Annotated in this window: 16 protein-coding genes; 11 read left to right on the forward strand and 5 right to left on the reverse strand. The window is 51.0% G+C overall.

Annotated features, from left to right (window positions below):
- The first annotated feature begins 469 nt into the window (after positions 1–469).
- The gene (locus Q4579_RS08095; protein ID WP_303563115.1) at positions 470–1,492 is read left to right on the forward strand and encodes a tyrosine-type recombinase/integrase; all 1,023 of its coding nucleotides are present in this window, start codon (positions 470–472) and stop codon (positions 1,490–1,492) included.
- A 116-nt stretch (positions 1,493–1,608) separates the two neighbouring features.
- Here Q4579_RS08095 and Q4579_RS08100 read toward each other — a convergent pair whose 3' ends face one another.
- The gene (locus tag Q4579_RS08100) at positions 1,609–1,797 is read right to left on the reverse strand and encodes an AAA family ATPase (protein ID WP_303563116.1); all 189 of its coding nucleotides are present in this window, start codon (positions 1,795–1,797) and stop codon (positions 1,609–1,611) included.
- 216 nt (positions 1,798–2,013) lie between these two features.
- Entirely contained in the window at positions 2,014–2,469 is a 456-nt protein-coding gene (locus Q4579_RS08105; RefSeq protein WP_303563117.1) for a DUF3850 domain-containing protein, read from the reverse strand.
- A gap of 298 nt (positions 2,470–2,767) precedes the next feature.
- Between Q4579_RS08105 and Q4579_RS08110 the strand changes: the two genes are divergently transcribed.
- From Q4579_RS08110 to Q4579_RS08140, 7 genes are all read left to right on the forward strand, one after another.
- The gene (locus tag Q4579_RS08110) at positions 2,768–3,454 is read left to right on the forward strand and encodes a helix-turn-helix domain-containing protein (RefSeq protein WP_303563118.1); all 687 of its coding nucleotides are present in this window, start codon (positions 2,768–2,770) and stop codon (positions 3,452–3,454) included.
- Positions 3,455–3,869: 415 nt separating this feature from the next.
- Positions 3,870–4,973 (forward strand): ABC transporter substrate-binding protein, encoded by a 1,104-nt coding sequence (locus Q4579_RS08115; RefSeq protein ID WP_303563120.1) that lies wholly within the window; start codon positions 3,870–3,872, stop codon positions 4,971–4,973.
- Positions 4,974–4,976: 3 nt separating this feature from the next.
- Positions 4,977–6,044 carry an iron ABC transporter permease gene (locus tag Q4579_RS08120; protein ID WP_303563121.1) on the forward strand — a complete coding sequence of 356 codons (1,068 nt, stop codon included), beginning with the start codon at positions 4,977–4,979 and terminating at the stop codon, positions 6,042–6,044.
- Positions 6,041–6,814, forward strand: coding sequence for an ABC transporter ATP-binding protein (locus Q4579_RS08125; protein WP_303563123.1), 774 nt, complete (start codon positions 6,041–6,043; stop codon positions 6,812–6,814). The genes Q4579_RS08120 and Q4579_RS08125 overlap by 4 nt, the downstream gene beginning before the upstream one ends.
- On the forward strand, positions 6,811–7,623 hold the full coding sequence (locus tag Q4579_RS08130) for a nicotianamine synthase family protein (RefSeq protein WP_303563125.1): 813 nt from the start codon (positions 6,811–6,813) through the stop codon (positions 7,621–7,623). The genes Q4579_RS08125 and Q4579_RS08130 overlap by 4 nt, the downstream gene beginning before the upstream one ends.
- Positions 7,613–8,929 (forward strand): opine metallophore biosynthesis dehydrogenase, encoded by a 1,317-nt coding sequence (locus tag Q4579_RS08135; RefSeq protein ID WP_303563127.1) that lies wholly within the window; start codon positions 7,613–7,615, stop codon positions 8,927–8,929. The genes Q4579_RS08130 and Q4579_RS08135 overlap by 11 nt, the downstream gene beginning before the upstream one ends.
- Positions 8,922–9,830: a DMT family transporter gene (locus tag Q4579_RS08140; RefSeq protein WP_368501971.1), complete on the forward strand. Its 909-nt coding sequence runs from the start codon at positions 8,922–8,924 to the stop codon at positions 9,828–9,830. The genes Q4579_RS08135 and Q4579_RS08140 overlap by 8 nt, the downstream gene beginning before the upstream one ends.
- A 66-nt stretch (positions 9,831–9,896) precedes the next feature.
- On the opposite strand, the gene Q4579_RS08145 is transcribed toward Q4579_RS08140, so the two are convergent.
- From Q4579_RS08145 to Q4579_RS08155, 3 genes are all read right to left on the reverse strand, one after another.
- The gene (locus tag Q4579_RS08145) at positions 9,897–10,265 is read right to left on the reverse strand and encodes a GFA family protein (protein ID WP_303563130.1); all 369 of its coding nucleotides are present in this window, start codon (positions 10,263–10,265) and stop codon (positions 9,897–9,899) included.
- A gap of 162 nt (positions 10,266–10,427) precedes the next feature.
- On the reverse strand, positions 10,428–12,005 hold the full coding sequence (locus tag Q4579_RS08150; protein ID WP_303563131.1) for an ATP-binding cassette domain-containing protein: 1,578 nt from the start codon (positions 12,003–12,005) through the stop codon (positions 10,428–10,430).
- A 342-nt stretch (positions 12,006–12,347) separates the two neighbouring features.
- Positions 12,348–12,500: a hypothetical protein gene (locus Q4579_RS08155; RefSeq protein ID WP_303563134.1), complete on the reverse strand. Its 153-nt coding sequence runs from the start codon at positions 12,498–12,500 to the stop codon at positions 12,348–12,350.
- 161 nt (positions 12,501–12,661) lie between these two features.
- Between Q4579_RS08155 and Q4579_RS08160 the strand changes: the two genes are divergently transcribed.
- The 3 genes from Q4579_RS08160 (at position 12,662) to lhgO (ending at position 17,136) form a co-directional block, all read left to right on the forward strand.
- Entirely contained in the window at positions 12,662–13,675 is a 1,014-nt protein-coding gene (locus Q4579_RS08160) for a TAXI family TRAP transporter solute-binding subunit (RefSeq protein ID WP_303563136.1), read from the forward strand.
- A gap of 72 nt (positions 13,676–13,747) precedes the next feature.
- Positions 13,748–15,907, forward strand: coding sequence for a TRAP transporter permease (locus Q4579_RS08165; protein ID WP_303563138.1), 2,160 nt, complete (start codon positions 13,748–13,750; stop codon positions 15,905–15,907).
- Positions 15,904–17,136, forward strand: coding sequence for an L-2-hydroxyglutarate oxidase (gene lhgO, locus Q4579_RS08170; RefSeq protein ID WP_303563140.1), 1,233 nt, complete (start codon positions 15,904–15,906; stop codon positions 17,134–17,136). Before Q4579_RS08165 ends, lhgO begins: the two co-directional genes overlap by 4 nt.
- Positions 17,137–17,781 lie beyond the last annotated feature (645 nt).

Raw genomic sequence — 17,781 nt, forward strand, 5'->3', positions numbered from 1 at the left:
TGTTGAAATAGGGATAAAAAATGAGCCCTATGCTTAAGAAGATAAAAGGTTTTTTATTATATTTGCCCCCAAAAGATGACCAGTTAATGACTGTAAGGTCACCATAAACTCTGAAGCCAATGGATTATTTGTAACTACAAGAAAAAAGCACATGGCCGCTAATATTATTAGCACTAGGAATGGAATCGGAAAATATTTGCTCATAAAAACCCCACGTCAAATCTAGAGAGCCATGGCATACATGGCAACATTTCTACTAAATTTCCAGCTTTTCATCTGGTCGACGCACAGATTCTTCACATTAAAAGATTCCGATAATCTAAGAAAAAACACTAACAGAAGATTGCAAATGTGGTCAACTAAAAACGTTCGCTAAGTTACACATTGTATTTCTTCGTCTATATCAAACATTGTTTCGCCGCTCGCCTCAATTTATACTGTACTTATATACAGTATAAAGTGATTTTCCATGTCTACCCGAAACCTCAAAGATGGCTCCAAGAATCCGTGGATTTGTGAGTGCTACCCAAACGGCCGTAACGGTAAGCGGGTGCGTAAACGCTTCAGTACCAAAGGCGAAGCCGTTGCCTATGAACGCTACATCATGCGGGAAGTGGACGATAAGCCCTGGCTGGGTGAAAAGCCGGATCACCGTCGCCTGGCTGACTTAATTGAGCTGTGGTTTCAACTGCATGGCAAGAAACTCAGTTCTGGCCACAGGGCACAAACACGTATGCTGGCGGTGTGTAACGACCTGAATAACCCGATTGCCAGTCACATTACCACCAAAGAGCTGGCGCATTACTTTTCTGACCGTCCGAACCGAGGCCAGGGCCGTACCGACAAAGCGCTGGCAAACAATACCATTGTGAACGACATCGCCAACCTTCGGGGCATGTTCAATCAACTGACCAAGTTAGACGAGTGGGAATTTCCCAATCCGTTTAATGGGCTGAATTCAGTTCGTCGCTCTGAACCCGAACTCACCTTCCTGACGGAAGCACAAATACTTCACCTGTTTGAAACCATCAAACAGAGCGACTGTTACGAAGAACTGAGGAAGATATTCAAGATTTGCCTGGCAACCGGTGCCCGAATCAACGAATCTGTGTTGCTGAAAGGTTCGCACGTATTCGACTGCAAGATCACCTTTGTGAACACCAAAGGGAAGCGAAACCGAACTATCCCTATTTCTGAAGCGCTTTATCAGGAAATCAAACCCACACACAGCGGTCGGCTGTTTACCTGCGGTTATCAAACGGCCTATAAATGGTTGAACCGCGCCCTGCCCGAATTACCTTATGGTCAGGCGACACACGTGTTACGACATACCTTTGCTACTGAGTTTATGCGCGGTGGGGGGAACATTCTGGATTTGCAGCATGCGCTGGGCCATAAAAACATCAAACATACGATGATTTACGCCCACTTCTCGCCCGATCATTTATCCTCTGTCGTCCGGCTGAATCCGCTCAATCGCGTCGCCATTTAGTGGCGACAAAATGGCGACAGAACTCAGAAATTCTCGGTTTTTATCGGTATTTGTCAGATCCGGTGATTTTTCTAACCCCTTGTTATCCCTGTGATAGCAAGGGATTCCGGGCTTTCTCAGGCAGGGTGAATATGATACCCCTTCTCCTTCATCGACATCGCAAACTCAACCGCCAGCTGGGCACGCTCCTGGCCGACGATTTCGTCCAGAGGCTCCAACCCCTTGGTTGATGAATACTCGGTATCCAACCCTGTTAAAACACTGGCGCGATACAGGGTATCTGCTTTTAATGATTGAATTGTCATACCCTTTCCCTTTCCTTCACTGATAATGTTTTCAGTGTAGTCAGCAAACAGTTACTTTTTAGTGACTTAGCTTTGTTTTAGGGTAAAAACCGCTCAACTGGATGTTTTTTACTCAAACCTGATTTCAGATCCAACGTTTCAACTTTTTGAAACGTTGCCTGTGACTGTTCGAAATAACATGAATACTGTTGTTCTGGAAATGATGACATACAAAAATCATGACATCTCCGCCATCGGAAACTTCTTCAGAAAATGGGTTGCCTCATCCACCCAACAGCGCCCAGCCTGAACAGCCCTTTCTGCATCCGTTGTGGTATGTCCTTTCCGTTGAAGCTGCGGAACCTGAGTTTCAATATAATCACAATGTTCCTGTAATCGATCGCGTAAATAGCCAATCATCCGAATGCCTTGTAACGGTGTCGTATTCGACAGCGAGAGGACGCACCACCCTTCTGCAAGACCAAACGAGCCGCCTTGCAGCACATGCGTGATCTGCGAATTCATTTCCTGACCAGTCATCTCACCTTGTTCGTCGATTTCAAACAACATGAGGACATCACCCACCTGATACTGATGATCGTCGAGGCATAATTGATGTGTTTTTCTGCCCGAAAGGATTTCTGTAAATTCGGCAGCGTGAATAATCAGTTCATGAAGTTTCATCTGACGCATGAGGACACCTCCTGAGCGTGTGTTTCGACTGAGACCACTCGTTGCCTGCCGTGTGAATACCGATTGATTTGCCACAACAAAACAGCTTTTGTGGCGCAGCGCAAATCAATTGCTATTTGAATGCTTGCCATGAGTGGTATCCTTACCCATTGGTTTTGCGTAACTTTTCCCGCGAGATACGCGACTTATTGAATACACTCGATGTTAGTCCTCAATTGAATCCAGTCAATGACTTTTAACGACATTAAGTCGCTCATGACGATTAAACTCGAGTTTGATCACACTCAATGGACTCTGAATGCGTAAAAAAATTGCAACTTTTGACTACTTGAAAGGCCATGATTTCACCACTAATCTCCGCGAACGCACTCATTGTGCTTCATTCGGTGAAATGGCCGATGTATTTGACGTCCCTAAAACAACCTTCAGCACGTGGAATACGCATAACCGGACCTCGCATGAGTTAGTGGTTCGCACTCATTTACGAACAGGCATTCCTGTTTACAAGCTCATTTTACCCAGCGATTTCTCCGCAGATGAACTGCATCACTCCTTTGCCACCGAGGATCCGCAAGCCAGTTCAGACGCCATTGCAGAAACGGCCAATGAGTACAACAGCAAACCACATGTCGCTGAACGCTCCAGCACCGATATCGTCATCCTCGAAAGTTACACTCTGATCAATGGTCAATTGATGAGCACGGGCTCGATCCCTTACGCCAGGCGCATTTTTCAGAACTGGCGTTTGGATGAAAGCGCCATCATTGAAGTCGAAACGCAAGACGCTCGCTGCCTGATCGATCAAAACCAGTGCGACGCTGTGAGTGGCGAGTATCTGATTGATTTAAATGGCCATCGCTCGATCCATCACATTCAACGCCTCCCCCACGCACTTTCCGTGCTCTTTGGCAGTTCAACGGTTGAAGTCAGCGAAGACGATCTCAAAGTCATGGGGAAAGTTGTTGTCGTTCTGGCCTTAGGCTGATTGACTGCTCCCCTGCAGGGTGCCATCGTTTAGTTGGCACAAGATAGGTGATAAGAGATTGAATTGACATGATAAATCCGCCATCCCCGCGGCTGCGGGGAACCCGCGAGATTAAAAAAATCCATACCGCACTTCGGGGTAACTCAGATCTGAAACAAAAAAGACAAGCCTAAACATCCATTGAATTGTTGTACGAAAGAAGCAACAGCATACGTCCAAAAAGATCACAACTTCCCTAAGGCCATTTCATTCACTTTCAGCAAAATCAGATTCACCTCGAACATCTTTCCCCAGACATAAAATTCTCTGACAGTATTGTTATTTCAACGCGTTAAATTCACTTGAAATATGCCTCTGACTGCATTAGTGTAGAACACAAATTGTTATGTTATAACATTATAAACATGGAGGTTTCATGCGTTTCCATATCGTGCTGTTTTTCATCCTGGGGTGTTTTGGTGCCATCCAAAGTGCCCATGCAACTATCCGTATATCGGATGTGCTCAACCGCCAGATCACACTGACACAACCGGCTCAGCGTATCTTTCTAGGGTTTTATTTTGAGGATTATCTGGCCATTGCGGGCCCGGATGCCTACCAGAAAGTCGCCATCTTTCCACGCAAATCCTGGGAAGATTATCGCCAGTCTCAGTGGACGGTTTATACCAAGGCCCTGCCTGAAATTCTGACCATCGCAGATTCCGGTTCGATCTATACCGGTACTTTCCAGTTCGAAAAATTACTACTCGCGAAACCGGATGTCGCCTTGCTGGCAGCCTGGCAATACAAATCACTGGCAGACAAAATCCCGCTGCTGGAACAGGCTGGCATCCAAGTCGTCGTGGTTGACTTCAATGCTCAGACTCTGGAAAAGCACCTGCTCAGCATTCGGGTGATCGGTCAGGTGATGGGGACAGAAGCCCGCGCTCACGCGATTGCGAATGAGTACGAGCAAAGCGTGAAAGACGTGGAAACTCGAGTCACGCAATATCTGAAAACCCATCCCAAACGTCGCGTTTACGTTGAAATTGGCACAGGTGGTTCGGCAGAGTTCGGCAAAAGTTATTCAAACACCATGTGGGGAAACCTACTGGCCGTTGCCGGGGCCAATAATATTGCGTCCGGTCAGTTTCAGGGCTCTGCACACCTCAGTCCGGAATATGTGCTCAGCCGAAATCCTGAAGTTATTTTTATTACAGGCGCACACTGGAGTAAACATACACACAGCGCGCTTATGGGACACGGGACGTCAAAAACTGAATCCATGGCACGTTACACCCCCTATCTGAAACGCCAGGGTTGGTCGCATTTGGATGCCGTCAAAAATAATGCAGTCTACGGCATGTACCATTCCGGGACACGAACCCTGTATGACTACATTTTCCTGCAATTTCTGGCGAAATCCATCTATCCCGAAGCATTCAGCGACCTTGAGCCCGAGCAAAACCTGCACCGATTCTTTCAGCAATACATGCCCGTGGCACTTAATGGTACGTTCATGATGCAGGTCGAGGGGTAATCTATGACTGAGCGTTCTCTGATCGCTTCCCGCCCAGCCAGTCCGCCCATCGGGATATACAGCCAGCTCAGTGGACGACGAAAGCGTCTTCTCTGGCTCGGGCTGATCGGGCTTTTTCTCACAGGCTTTGTGGATGTTTCAACAGGCAGCTCCCCCCTGCCTTTCGGCGAGTTGCTGCAAACCTTGCTGGCCGGTCCGGGGGGTAACGCGCTCAATACCACCATTGTCTGGCAACTTCGATTACCTGTGACGCTCACCTGCTTCGTGGTTGGTGCTTCCCTGGGACTGGCAGGCGGATTAATGCAGACCTTGCTGGCCAACCCTCTCGCCAGTCCTTACACCCTGGGCGTTTCTGCTGCGGCAGGGTTTGGGGCTGGATTTGCCCTGCTGACCGGATTCTCAGTCGCGGGCATACACTGGCTCGGCATTCCGGTCGCCGCCTTTGTCACTGCAGGCCTTGCGAGCCTGGGCATCTGGCAGATTGGCCGCCTGCAACACATGAATGCCCGCTCACTGATTCTTGCCGGAATCGTGGTGTTGTTTTTCTTTCAGGCCTTGCAATCGCTGGTACAGTATCTGGCTGCTCCCGAAGTGCTGCAACAAATCGTCTTCTGGCTGTTTGGCAGCCTGCTCAAAGCAAACTGGACGTCCTTTTGGGTGTCTGGTTTGATTTTTATCTGCGTCTTTCTGGCTGTGATTCCACGTGTGTGGAAACTGACGGCTTTATCGGTTGGCGACGACAAAGCTCAGGCGCTGGGGATCAAAACCAGTCGACTGCGATTGGAAATCTTTCTGTTGTGTTCGCTGCTCACCGCAGGTGCCGTCTCTTTTGTCGGCACCATAGGTTTTGTGGGTCTGGTTGCCCCGCATCTAGCCCGGATGCTGGTTGGTGAAGATCAGCGATTCTTTCTGCCACTGTCAGCGTTAATGGGCGCATTGATTCTGACCGCAGCGTCACTGGTGTCAAAACTGATTGTTCCAGGCACCATCATTCCTATCGGCATTGTGACTTCACTGGTAGGTGTGCCATTTCTCCTCTATTTTCTGATCCGTGAAGGAGGCCGGTCATGAAAGGCATTTCCGTTCAGCAACTCGATTTAACATTGGGGGGCCGCGAAATCTTATCGGGAATCAACGCGACCTTTCACTGCGGAGAACTGACCACCTTGCTCGGGCCCAATGGCACTGGGAAAACCACATTGCTCAAAGCCATGATGGGACAATACCCCTATGCCGGTCAGATCCAGGCGATTCAAGGCCAGGCAGATGTCAAAAAACACCGGTTTTCTTATCTGTGCCAGCTGGCATCCTCCGCCAGCCAGCTCACGGTCATCGAAGTTGTTTTGCTGGGACTGGTTCATGAGCTCGGTCTGCGTATTACATCCGAGCAGGAATATCAGGCGGAAACCATTCTGACCGAGCTCGGGCTGTCTGCACTGGCAACCCGGCGATTTCATACGTTAAGTGGCGGCCAGCAACAACTGGTGTCGCTGGCACAAACACTCATTTCCAAACCTGAAGTGCTCTTGCTTGATGAGCCCACCAGCGCACTGGATTTACGTCACCAGATTCAGGTGCTGGAGCTGGCGAAAGACTACACCCGCACCCAGAACGCAGTGACCATTGCCGTATTACACGATTTGTCACTGGCTGCCCGCTACAGCGATCAGCTGGTGTTACTGCATCAGGGAAAAGTGCGATGCAGCGGGGTGCCGGAAGACGTGTGCCTGCCGGAGGTGCTGTCTGATGTTTATCAGGTCGGCATTGATGTGGGCTATTGCCAGCAAGGTCATTTACATATCACGCCCGTTCATTTGGCGGAGGGAACCGTTCAATCATGATCATCGACGCACCAATTACGCAACTGAACGATAAATACAAACTCCTGACATCGCTGATCGCATACGAAGCACAGTTGGACGCTCTGGTAGATTACAGTCTGGCCGACTGTGAATGTTACAGCCTGCTGCAACAAAAGCTGGATGAGCTCTGCAATCTGATTGCCGATCCGGACAACTTACGGATCTGGCACTCGTTTGCACAATGTGCAGAAATCGACCGTCAGATCAAAACCCTTCGGGAAACCGCGATGAAATCATTGTGTTTACTGGAAAAACATCAGTCCCGCTGTGCTATCAATCACGCGCTCAGTTTCACCCATTATCTGGATGGACTCAACCACAGTGCCAGCTGTGAGATTGAAGCTGCACAGATCCACAGAGACAGCCGGGTGCTCTTTATCGGTTCCGGTGCCTATCCACTTTCGGCCATCACCATCGCGACACTGACACAAGCAACAGTCAAAGGGCTGGATATCGATCCGGATGCTGTCCGGCAAGCCAGACAACTCGACACCGCACAGCTTCGGATTTCTTTTGAACATACGGAGCTGACGCTTTGCCTGGCACAGTTTCAACCCACACACATTGTGATTGCTTCTCTGGTTGAGCATAAGTGGGAAGTGCTGTCGACCCTGCGCCCGTCTCTGACCGACTCACAGAAAGTTCTGGTCCGCTATGGCAACGGACTCAAGTCTGCGTTCAATTACCCGTTTAATGCATCCCTGTCGCTGGGTTGGCGAAGTCAGCCAGTCCATAGTGGCTCCTCGCTTTACGATGTGGTCCTGATGGAGAAAGCCCATGACAACTGAGACTGAAAATATCTTGCTCTTCGGTGCAGGTCCGGCTGCCATGCAACTGGCCGTTTGGCTGAAACAATCCAATCACATCTTGCTGGGGATCACCAATCGTGCTTCTGAAAACTGGCAACGATGGCAGCGCGACTATGCTGAACGCGGCCAGATCCAGTGCGACGTTGCCAAACCGGCACTGTCCGCACTGGCCGGACAGGCCAGACTTGACCGGATTGAGCCCGATCCCGCATCCGTTTGCCCCATTTGGCACACGCTGATTCTGGTCGTACCGTCCAATGCCTATCTGGCTGCTTTAGAACTGTTGCCCGAAACCGTACTGACACAGCTAAAGCGTATCATTCTGCTCTCTCCGGCTTTCGGTTCACAGCAAATCCTCTGCAACTGGCGTCAGTCGAAAGGCCTGTCATTGCATGTTTTAGGCTGCTCGACCTACTTCGCAGCCACAAAATGCCAGCACAGTGAAACTGGTCATCTCATTCCAACCCAGGTTCTGACCAAAGCCAGAAAGCGGAAAATTTATCTGTCATCTTCCCTTCATAACGATCCGGCTTTAGCCATCTGGCAAACGCGGCTGGAAAACATCGGCGTGTCTGCCGAACCTTTGTCAGACGGTTTCAGTGTCGAAGCCAGAAACATCACAACCTATGTTCATCCGGCATTATTTATCAATAACTTCTCACTCAATGTCATTCTGCAGCCCCCCAAAACCCCGGTGTTTCTGTATAAACTGTTCCCGGAAGGCCCCATTACTCCGGAAATCATCCGTCGTTATGTCGCTTTATGGCGAGATATCTCAGCCATTGTCAGCTATTTCGGCGGAAAACCGATCAACTTGCTGCAATTTTTGAATGACGACAATTATCCGGTTCGTCCTGAAACCATTGCCCGGCAAAAAATCGAACAATTCTGCACACTCAGCCTAACAGAACAGGAATATCTGATTTACGTGCGTTACTGCGCGATTCTCATTGACCCCTTTTCCGTCCCGGATCAACACGGCCGCTATTTTAATTTTTCAGCGGTGCCCTATCCAAAAGCTCAGTTGAAGCAGGGGCAATGGCATCTGCCCCGCATTCCCGGCGAAGATATTCAGGCGCTGTACCGGCTGCATGAAATTGCCAGACGCGCCAATATTGACGTCCCCGCAATCCGGGAACTGATCGGCCTGTTTGAACACTGGCTCAGCAACAACGATGCCGTTTCCATCCGTTCAGCGCAGTACATACAAGCCGCCGCTCAGGAAATTGACATCCTGTTTTCCTCTCAATTCTTTACCGCTCCGGAGCTTACCCATGATGCATAATGGCGTATTGCTGGCCATTTTTTCTGCGTTCATTTTCAGTGTCATGAACGCCCTGATCAAAGCAGCCAGCGAGACCATCCCCACGGCTGAGATCGTTTTTTTCCGCAGTCTGATCGGAACCGTGCTGATTCTGATGCTCATGCGTCAGGCCCGTGTGCGTTTTTCAACCGCAGGCATTCCCTTGCTGGTGCTGCGTGGGGTATTTGGTGCTTTATACCTGCTGGCTTTTGTGTACACCATCGCCAATATTCCCATTGCAGATGCCATTATTCTCGCTTACCTGTCGCCGTTTTTTGTCATTCTGTTGTCGCACTTTGTGCTCAAAGAATCACTTCCGCGAGGTGCGGCATTATGGCTCGCCGTTGTGCTGCTTGGTGCTGCGATGATTATTAACCCGCTGAAATATGAGTCGTTTAATCTGTATGCGATTGCCGGGATCGCCAGTGCTGCTTTTGCTGCCTGCGCGTCGATCACCATTAAGAAACTGAGCAAACATCATCATACCTATGAGATCGTCTTTTATTTCCTGTTCATCGCAACCCTGATCTCTGCCTACCTGATGCAAGATAGCTTCGTGATGCCGCAAGGCATTGCCTGGCTGTATCTGTTCGCAATTGGCGCGGTCTCTTTGCTCGGACAAATCTTTCTGACGAAAGCATTCACCCATGAAAATGCAGCTGTGGTTGCCGTAACCCGCTACATCGGGATCGTGTTCAACATCTTGTGGGGCGTGTTGTTCTGGCAGGAGATTCCTGAGGCACTCACCCTGATGGGTGGCGTCATGATTGTGGTTGCATCCATGGCACTGGGTCGCAAAAACAAATCTGCTTCACGGAGTGATTCCGACACCCAATCCGGACAAACACCAGAAGCAGCGCAGGAAAGTACATCGGCCAGATAAAACAACCCCGGGTTGTTCTCATAGCCCGGGGTTAGCTGATGCTGCTGCTCAAGTGTTCATGTCAACTTAAGGTGCATACTGAGCAAAGACTTCTTCTTCGGTCAGATTTTGAGTCTCATTACTGAATGCGTAGTAAGTCGGCTTCTTATCGATAAAAATCTGCTGAGTCAATTCCAGTTGCTGTTCCTGATCCAAAAGTCCAGCCGGAACAATGTATTGCCCGGTCGGTTTCAGATGGTAGAACAAGTGTGTCCCGCAGTTTTTACAAAAGCCACGTTCGCCCCAGTCAGACGATGAATAGCGGGTGATCCATTCTTCGCCGCTAAAGGTCACTTCCGTGCCTGCCGCAACAGCCAGATAAGGGCCACCACTCCATTTACGGCACATCCCACAGTGGCAGACTTCAGCATGCAAAGTGCCGCTGCTCGATTTCATTCCGACCTTTCCGCACAAACAATGGCCGCTGATCGGCTGTCTCGGTTGTGATGGCTGTGACATGGGATGCTCCTTATTGAAATGCCTCCGAGAGCATAGTGCGATTCAAATTGCCTTTCAAATCTCGTAAACAGTCCTGTGCCTGAAATCACTTTTCTCTGATCAAACATTGAAACTCCAATGTTGATTCACACCACAATCTGAGACAAATCCAGGATCATGACTCACCAGAATGAAACTGCCACGATACAGTCTCAGCGCCTGTGCCATCATGAGTTTTCCCTCCAAATCCAGATGGTTATCAGGCTCATCCAATAACAGTGTCCCCTCCTGGTCCTGATGACTGACCACCAGCATAGCCAACCGCATGCGCTCCCCGCCACTCAGTGATCCCATCTGCTGAGTCGCGCGCTCACCACGAAAACCAATACAGGCAGCCCGAGTTCGCAGTTCAGCAACGGTGTATGACGGGCAAAGCCGATGCAAATTGTCCAGCACCGTCTCGTTCGGTTCAAACAAAGAAAAGTGCTGATCCAGATAGCAAAGCGGGCTGTGCCGCAGGATTTCACCGGATTGGGCAGGCAGTGCACCCAGCAGAGTTTTCAGCAACGTCGATTTTCCGATCCCATTGTTTCCCTGCAGGTGAATTTTGTCACCAAACCAGACACACCGGCTGATTGGATCAAATCGTCCATATTGCAAGCGAAGCTCTGTGAGTGTCAGCAATCTGGCCTGTCGCTTTTGAACATCTTCGGTTGTAAAACGCAACGGTTTTGCCGGATCCATCTTTGCCTGTAACGTCTGAAACTCTGTCTTCGCCCGCGCCATTTGCTGAGACTGCTGCTGTTTTCGCGCAGACCCTGCACTTTCTGCACTGTTTTTCTGATAATCCAGCAACAACTTCGACTGGCTGCCATGATGTCTGTCTCGCTGGCCGGCAGCCGCCCTTTTCTGAGCTTTTTCTTCATTGCGTTGGTGCTGACGTGCCAAGCTGGCAACCTGCTGCTTTGCTCTGGCAACATCATGGGCTAACGCCTCTGCCTCCCGCTGTTTCTGACTGCGGTAATCCGAAAAATCCCCCCCGTAGCACACCAGTCCCTGATGACTCATCTCATAAATACAGTTAGCCAGCGACAGCAATTGCTGATCATGACTGATCAGAAAAATCCCGCCGCGAAATTGAGTGATCTGATGCATGAGCCACTGCCTGCCTTCAGCATCCAGATGATTCGAGGGTTCATCCAGGATCAGTAGATCCGCTTCCTGCTGAAAACAGCGCCAAAGCCGTAAACGACTCAGTTCACCGCCACTGAGTGACAGACAGCGCTGCCAGAGATCGTCCGGTAACCCCAGCATCGCCAGTTGATGCGACAATTGTTCCGGCAGTTCCCATTGATCGTTCACCGCTTCAAAATCGGCCGGATCACAACTCCCCGCTTCAATGCGAGCCATTGCATTCAAACAGGCGGCGACGCCCAATGCATCCGCCACGGTACCGAGCGACTGACGTTCCTGAAAATCCGCCATCTGGGGCAGAAAACCCACCCGACCCGCTGCCACGACGGTTCCTTCATCGGGTTGCCGCTGCCCGCTCAATACAGCAGCCAGTACAGATTTACCGCTGCCGTTACGGCCAACCACAGCCGTGACTTCGCGATGCAGCGCCAGATGAAGCCCAGAAAATAGTGTGTCTCCCTGCGGGAGAAAAATTGAAATTGCGTGTGCTTGCAGTAATGTCATAGCGACCTCCGGTGCAAGTGCAGGGAAAGTCGTAACCGTCAAAAATGCAGATGTCTGAACGAAAATCCTGATCACGGCCAGGAAAAACAAGCAATGCGGCTATACAAACCACGGCTTGACGACAGTCGGAAGACTGAACAGACGAAGACGGTGAACGCCCACTAACCCTGCGGATCCAAAAGAAAAAAGTTTAAGGATGTCAGGGGTTAGTGATTCATGTTGGCGTTCGCTCCAAAAGAAATGATGGTGGGATTAAATCATCCCGGTCCGAGATTCGCAAGACTTTCGGCCTTGCGCATGTTCACAAATTGAGCCTCTCAAATGCAATATGTTGCAACATCATCAGTAGGATGCCTGAACCCCGTACAGGGGAAGCAGGTGGTCAACATCCACCAACACAACCTCAATCCCTGCTTTTTTCAAGCCGTCCAGATAACGTTCGGGAATGGCTTTGTCGGTGATCACTTTATGCACCTTGCCTGGTTCAAGAATCATCTGCAGGCAGATCCGCTTCACAAAGCAAAGAATCAATAAACACGAAAATCAGCGAATTAATTAGGATTGGCTATGATTAATCATGGAATTCAAGATCTTAACCCGTTCATTCGGCACGGCAGTTTCTTGTGCCTGTATACTGATTTCAGGAGTTTTACAGGATGTTTAAACGCACGATCACATCGCTTCTTGCTTCCGCGGCGCTCAGTGTCTGCCTCACGACAGGCGCGCAAGCGGCAGACAATCGAAATTATATTCTTGCCACCGCTTCGACTGGCGGCACTTACTATCCGGTGGGTGTCGCGTTGGCGACCCTCAGTAAGGTCAAACTTGAACCCGCGCACAACTTTTCACTGTCGGCCATCAGTTCTGCGGGGTCGAGTGAAAACGTAAAACTGATGAATGAAAATGAAGCCCAATTTGCCATACTGCAGGGCTTATACGGTGCCTGGGCATGGAACGGAGAAGGCCAGTTTGCCAGCAGCGGTCGTCAGGAAAAGCTGCGCTCTGTGACCATGTTGTGGCAGAACGTGGAACATTTTGTGGTCCGCGCGGATCTGGTGAAAACCGGCACGGTCGACGATCTGGCAAATCTCAAGGGTAAGAAATTCTCCATTGGCAGCAAAAACTCCGGCACGGAAGGCTCGGGACGTCAGATCATGAAAGGGCTGGGGGTCGACCCGGACAACTTCAATCTGGCTTATCTGGGGTATGGTGCCAGTGCGGATGCCATGCAAAACGGAACCGTGGATGGGATGAACACGCCAGCCGGTGTCCCTGTGAGTGCGGTGACCCGTGCTTATGCCGCGCTGGGAGATAAAATTATCGTATTGTCGTTTACCGACGAGCAGGTGAAAAAAGCCAATCAGAATTACGACTTGTGGACCCCCTATACTATTCCGGCAGAAACCTATCCGGGCCAGAAAAAAGAGATTCGCACCATTGCACAACCGAACTTTCTGGCGGTCCGTGATGATATTTCAGAGCAGGATGTTTATCTGCTGACCAAAACCGTCTACGAAAACCTGTCTTTCCTGAACAGCATCCATGCGGCAACCAAAGCGATGGCCATTGAAAAAGCCATTGCTGGCCTGCCGATCCCACTCCATCCCGGCGCAGCCAAATACTACCGAGAAATTGGCATTGAAATTCCCCAACAGTTAATTGCCAAGTAACTGTTGTCGGCCAGCCCTGAACGGGCTGGTTCGTTTGTTTGCCAAATACCCAATCTTTTTTGAGAGTACAGGATGACTCAACATGCCAATCCTTCGCCTGAGCAGCCACCTGAACAGGCCAAACCGGAAGCCCTCCAGCAATTCGAACTGACCACACGCACCGAATTTCCCTGGCTGATTCACTTCGTTACTTTTTTTGCCGTGGCTCTGTCTGTGATCCACATTTGGTTTAACACCCTATCAACGCTACCGGAACTCTGGATTTCAGCCACTCACTTTGCTGGTTTCGCCGTGATTTGTGCTTTGCTGTATCCCGCCCATGGCAGCCTGAAGCACAGTAAGATCGCTTTAGCAGGTGACCTGCTGATTGCGTTCGCAGCGCTGGCCTGCCTGATCTACATTCCTTTAGCAGAAGATGCGCTCTACGCACGGGGCGTCAAATTTGTCGCCAGCGACTGGTTCTTTTCTCTGCTCGCCATTGCGATTGCACTGGAGCTGATTCGCCGGACCATCGGTCTGTTTATTCCGGTCCTGATTGTGATCTGTCTGACCTACGTGGTGCTTTGGGGGAAATGGATCCCCGGTATGTTCCAGTTTCCCGGCCTCAGCATGGAAACCCTGCTCTACCGCAGCTTTTACAGTGCCGACGGCATGTTCGGCCCAATCGCCCGGATTAGTTGGAGCTATGTCTTCATGTTCATCCTGTTTGGTGCTTTTCTGGTCCGTTCTGGTGTGGGCGATTTCATTATTGATCTTTCCAAAGCTGCCGCCGGGAAGATCATCGGCGGCCCCGGTTTTATTGCCGTTCTGGGATCGGGCTTAATGGGATCTGTGTCTGGCTCCAGTGTTGCCAATACAGTGTCCACTGGGGTCATTACCATTCCCATGATGCGCAAAGCCGGATTTCCGGCCCGGTTTGCTGCCGGTGTTGAAGCAGCGGCCTCCACGGGCGGACAGTTGATGCCCCCGGTGATGGGCGCCGGGGCATTTATCATGGCCTCATACACGCAAGTGCCTTATGTCGACATCGTGGCTGTGTCCGTGGTCCCCGCTTTGATCTATTTTCTGTCGGTCGCTTTTTTTGTCCGCATTGAAGCCAAACGCAGTGGCGTCCATAAAGTTGAAAGCGACAGCCAGCCTTTTCTCAAAGTGTTGCTCAGTGGCTGGCACAACCTGATCCCCATTGCCGTACTGGTCGTTTTGCTGGTGAAAGGATTCACGCCAACCTATGCCGCAGGCATTTCAATCCTGTCGGTGATTGTCGCTTCCTGGATTTCTCTCAATAAAATGGGCCCCAAAGCCATCATCGAAGCCCTCTCGCTGGGCGGCAGAAATATGGCGACCACGGCGGTATTGCTGGTGGGCATTGGCCTGGTGATTAATGTCATCAGCACCACGGGGATTGGCAACACCTTCTCACTGATGATCAACGACTGGTCAGGCGGCAATCTGATGGTGATGTTGCTGCTGATTGCACTGGCTTCTCTGATCCTCGGGATGGGCCTGCCCGTGACCGCCGCTTACATTGTTCTGGGCACTTTATCTGCCCCGGCGCTCTATCAGCTGATTGCAGAAAGTCAGCTCGTCGATTTACTGGTTCAGGGCCAGTTACCAGAACAGGCCAAAGCGATTTTCATGCTGGCAGCACCGGATCAGCTTGCGGCTCTGAATCAGCCGATGTCGCCTGATCAAGCCTTGTCTCTGCTGGCACTGGTGCCCGCCGATTTCAAAGCCACCCTGCTGGAACAAAGCCTTGGCGCCAGCGCCATCACACTGGCGCTTCTATCCGCCCACTTGATCATTTTCTGGCTGTCGCAGGACAGCAATGTCACTCCGCCGGTGTGTCTGACGGCCTTTGCGGCCGCAACCATTGCCGGAACACCACCGATGCGCACCGGCCTCATGGCATGGAAAATCGCCAAGGGCCTGTATCTGGTGCCGCTGCTCCTCGCTTATACCGCTTTGATCAGCCATGACTGGGGGGAGGTGTTGCTCATCGGCGGTTTTGCGATCATTGGCACTTACGCACTGGTGGCCACCATTGAAGGCTATCTGGAGGGGTATCTGAATCCACTGTACCGAATCGTGCTGGCCATCGTCTCTGTGGTGCTGCTCTGGCCGGATCTGGACTGGTGGTGGCGTGTGCTTGCTACCCTCATCTTTCTGTTGCTGTTTATCCTCTCGGGCCGGAAACACCGCACCGATCAGAAACATCAAAAGGCATTTCCATGACAGAACAGTACGATTTTCTGGTGATCGGCGGGGGAATCGTCGGTGTAGCCACAGCATGTGAACTTCAGCGACGTTATCCGGATCAAAGCATCCTGCTGATTGAGAAAGAGCCGGCACTTGCCCGCCATCAGACCGGGCACAACAGTGGCGTGATCCACGCAGGCGTTTATTACCAGCCCGGCAGCCTGAAAGCGCAATTCTGCAAAGCTGGCGTGGAGCGCACGCTGGCCTTTTGTCAGCAGCACCAGATTCCGGTTGAGAACTGTGGCAAGCTTCTGGTGGCGACTAACGCGGTGGAGCTCAGCCGGATGGCCGCCTTATTCGAACGGTGCGCAGCAAATGGTATTGAAGCCGAACAACTGGATCAGGCACAACTCCGCGAACGCGAACCCAATATCACAGGTCTGGGTGCTATTTTTGTCCCTGCAACCAGTATTGTGGATTATTGTTTAGTCACCGAAGCGATGGCGCAATCGTTCCTGCAACAGGGGGGACAGATTGCTCTGCATACCCTCGTGACTGGCCTGACAGAAACCGAACAGGAAATTCGGGTGCAATGCCAACAACAGGAGCCCACCGAACCCCGTTCCTTTTCCGTCAGCGGGAAGTTTCTGGTGTGCTGTGGCGGCTTGATGGCCGACAGGCTGACGCAGATGCTTAACCTGAAAACAGACTTTCAGATTATTCCTTACCGCGGGGAGTATTACCGGCTGCCAGCCCGGCACAACCGGATTGTGAACCACCTGATTTATCCGATTCCGGATCCTGACTTACCCTTTCTGGGGGTGCATCTGACCCGCATGATTGACGGCTCCGTGACGGTTGGTCCCAATGCCGTTCAGGGATGGAAGCGAGAAGGCTATGGCCGGTTCAATTTCAGCTGGAAAGACAGTCTGGGGATGCTGGCTTTCCCCGGTTTTTGGCAGGTCACCGCGAAACATCTGAAAACCGGCCTGATGGAACTGCGGGATGCGTGGTGGAAGGCCGGGTATCTGAAGCGGGTCCAGAAATATTGTCCGAGCCTGACGCTGGCAGATCTTGAACCTTATCCGGCAGGTGTCCGGGCGCAAGCCGTCCTGAAAGACGGAACGTTAGTACATGATTTTCTGTTCGCAAGCAGCCCGCGCAGCTTACATGTCTGTAATGCTCCGTCACCTGCTGCAACTTCCGCTATGCCCATCGCGGATTATATCTGCGATAAAATTGCGGCACAGCAGCAAAGCGAATGAGTGGATTCGACAGAAAGACTGAATGTGCTGCGATTTGATCGGTTCCATGATGTTGTGAACGCGCTTAGAGCCCGGCGTCCTATGGATTCCCGCCTGCGCGGGAATGACGGTAATCGCATGAATTATATAAGTTTTGTCGTTCCCGCGCAGGCGGGAACCCAGTGACGTTGATGCGCCGGATCCTCGCCTGAGCGCTGTGAATAATGCGACAGAATGACTGAATGTGCTGCGATTCTATCTGTTCCATGGTGTTTTGAACGCGCTTAGAGCCCGGCGATTTATGGATTCCCGCCTGCGCGGGAATGACGGTAATTGCATGAATTATATGAGTTTTGTCGTTCCCGCGAAGGCGGGAACCCAGTGACGTTGATGCGCCGGAGCCTCGCCTGAGCGCTGTGAACAATGCTATAGAATGACTGAACTGTGCTGCGGTTTGATCGGTTCCATGATGTTGTGAACGCGCTTAGAGCCGGCGTCCTATGGATTCCCGCCTGCGCGAGAATGACGGTAATTGCATGAATTATATGATTTTTGTCGTTCCCGCGAAGGCGGAAACCCAGTGACGTTGATGCGCCGGAGCCTCGCCTGAGCGCTGTGAATAATGCGACAGAATGACTGAATGTGCTGCGATTCTATCTGTTCCAT

The sequence above is a fragment of the Photobacterium sp. 1_MG-2023 genome (assembly GCF_030547945.1).
GTDB lineage: Bacteria > Pseudomonadota > Gammaproteobacteria > Enterobacterales > Vibrionaceae > Photobacterium.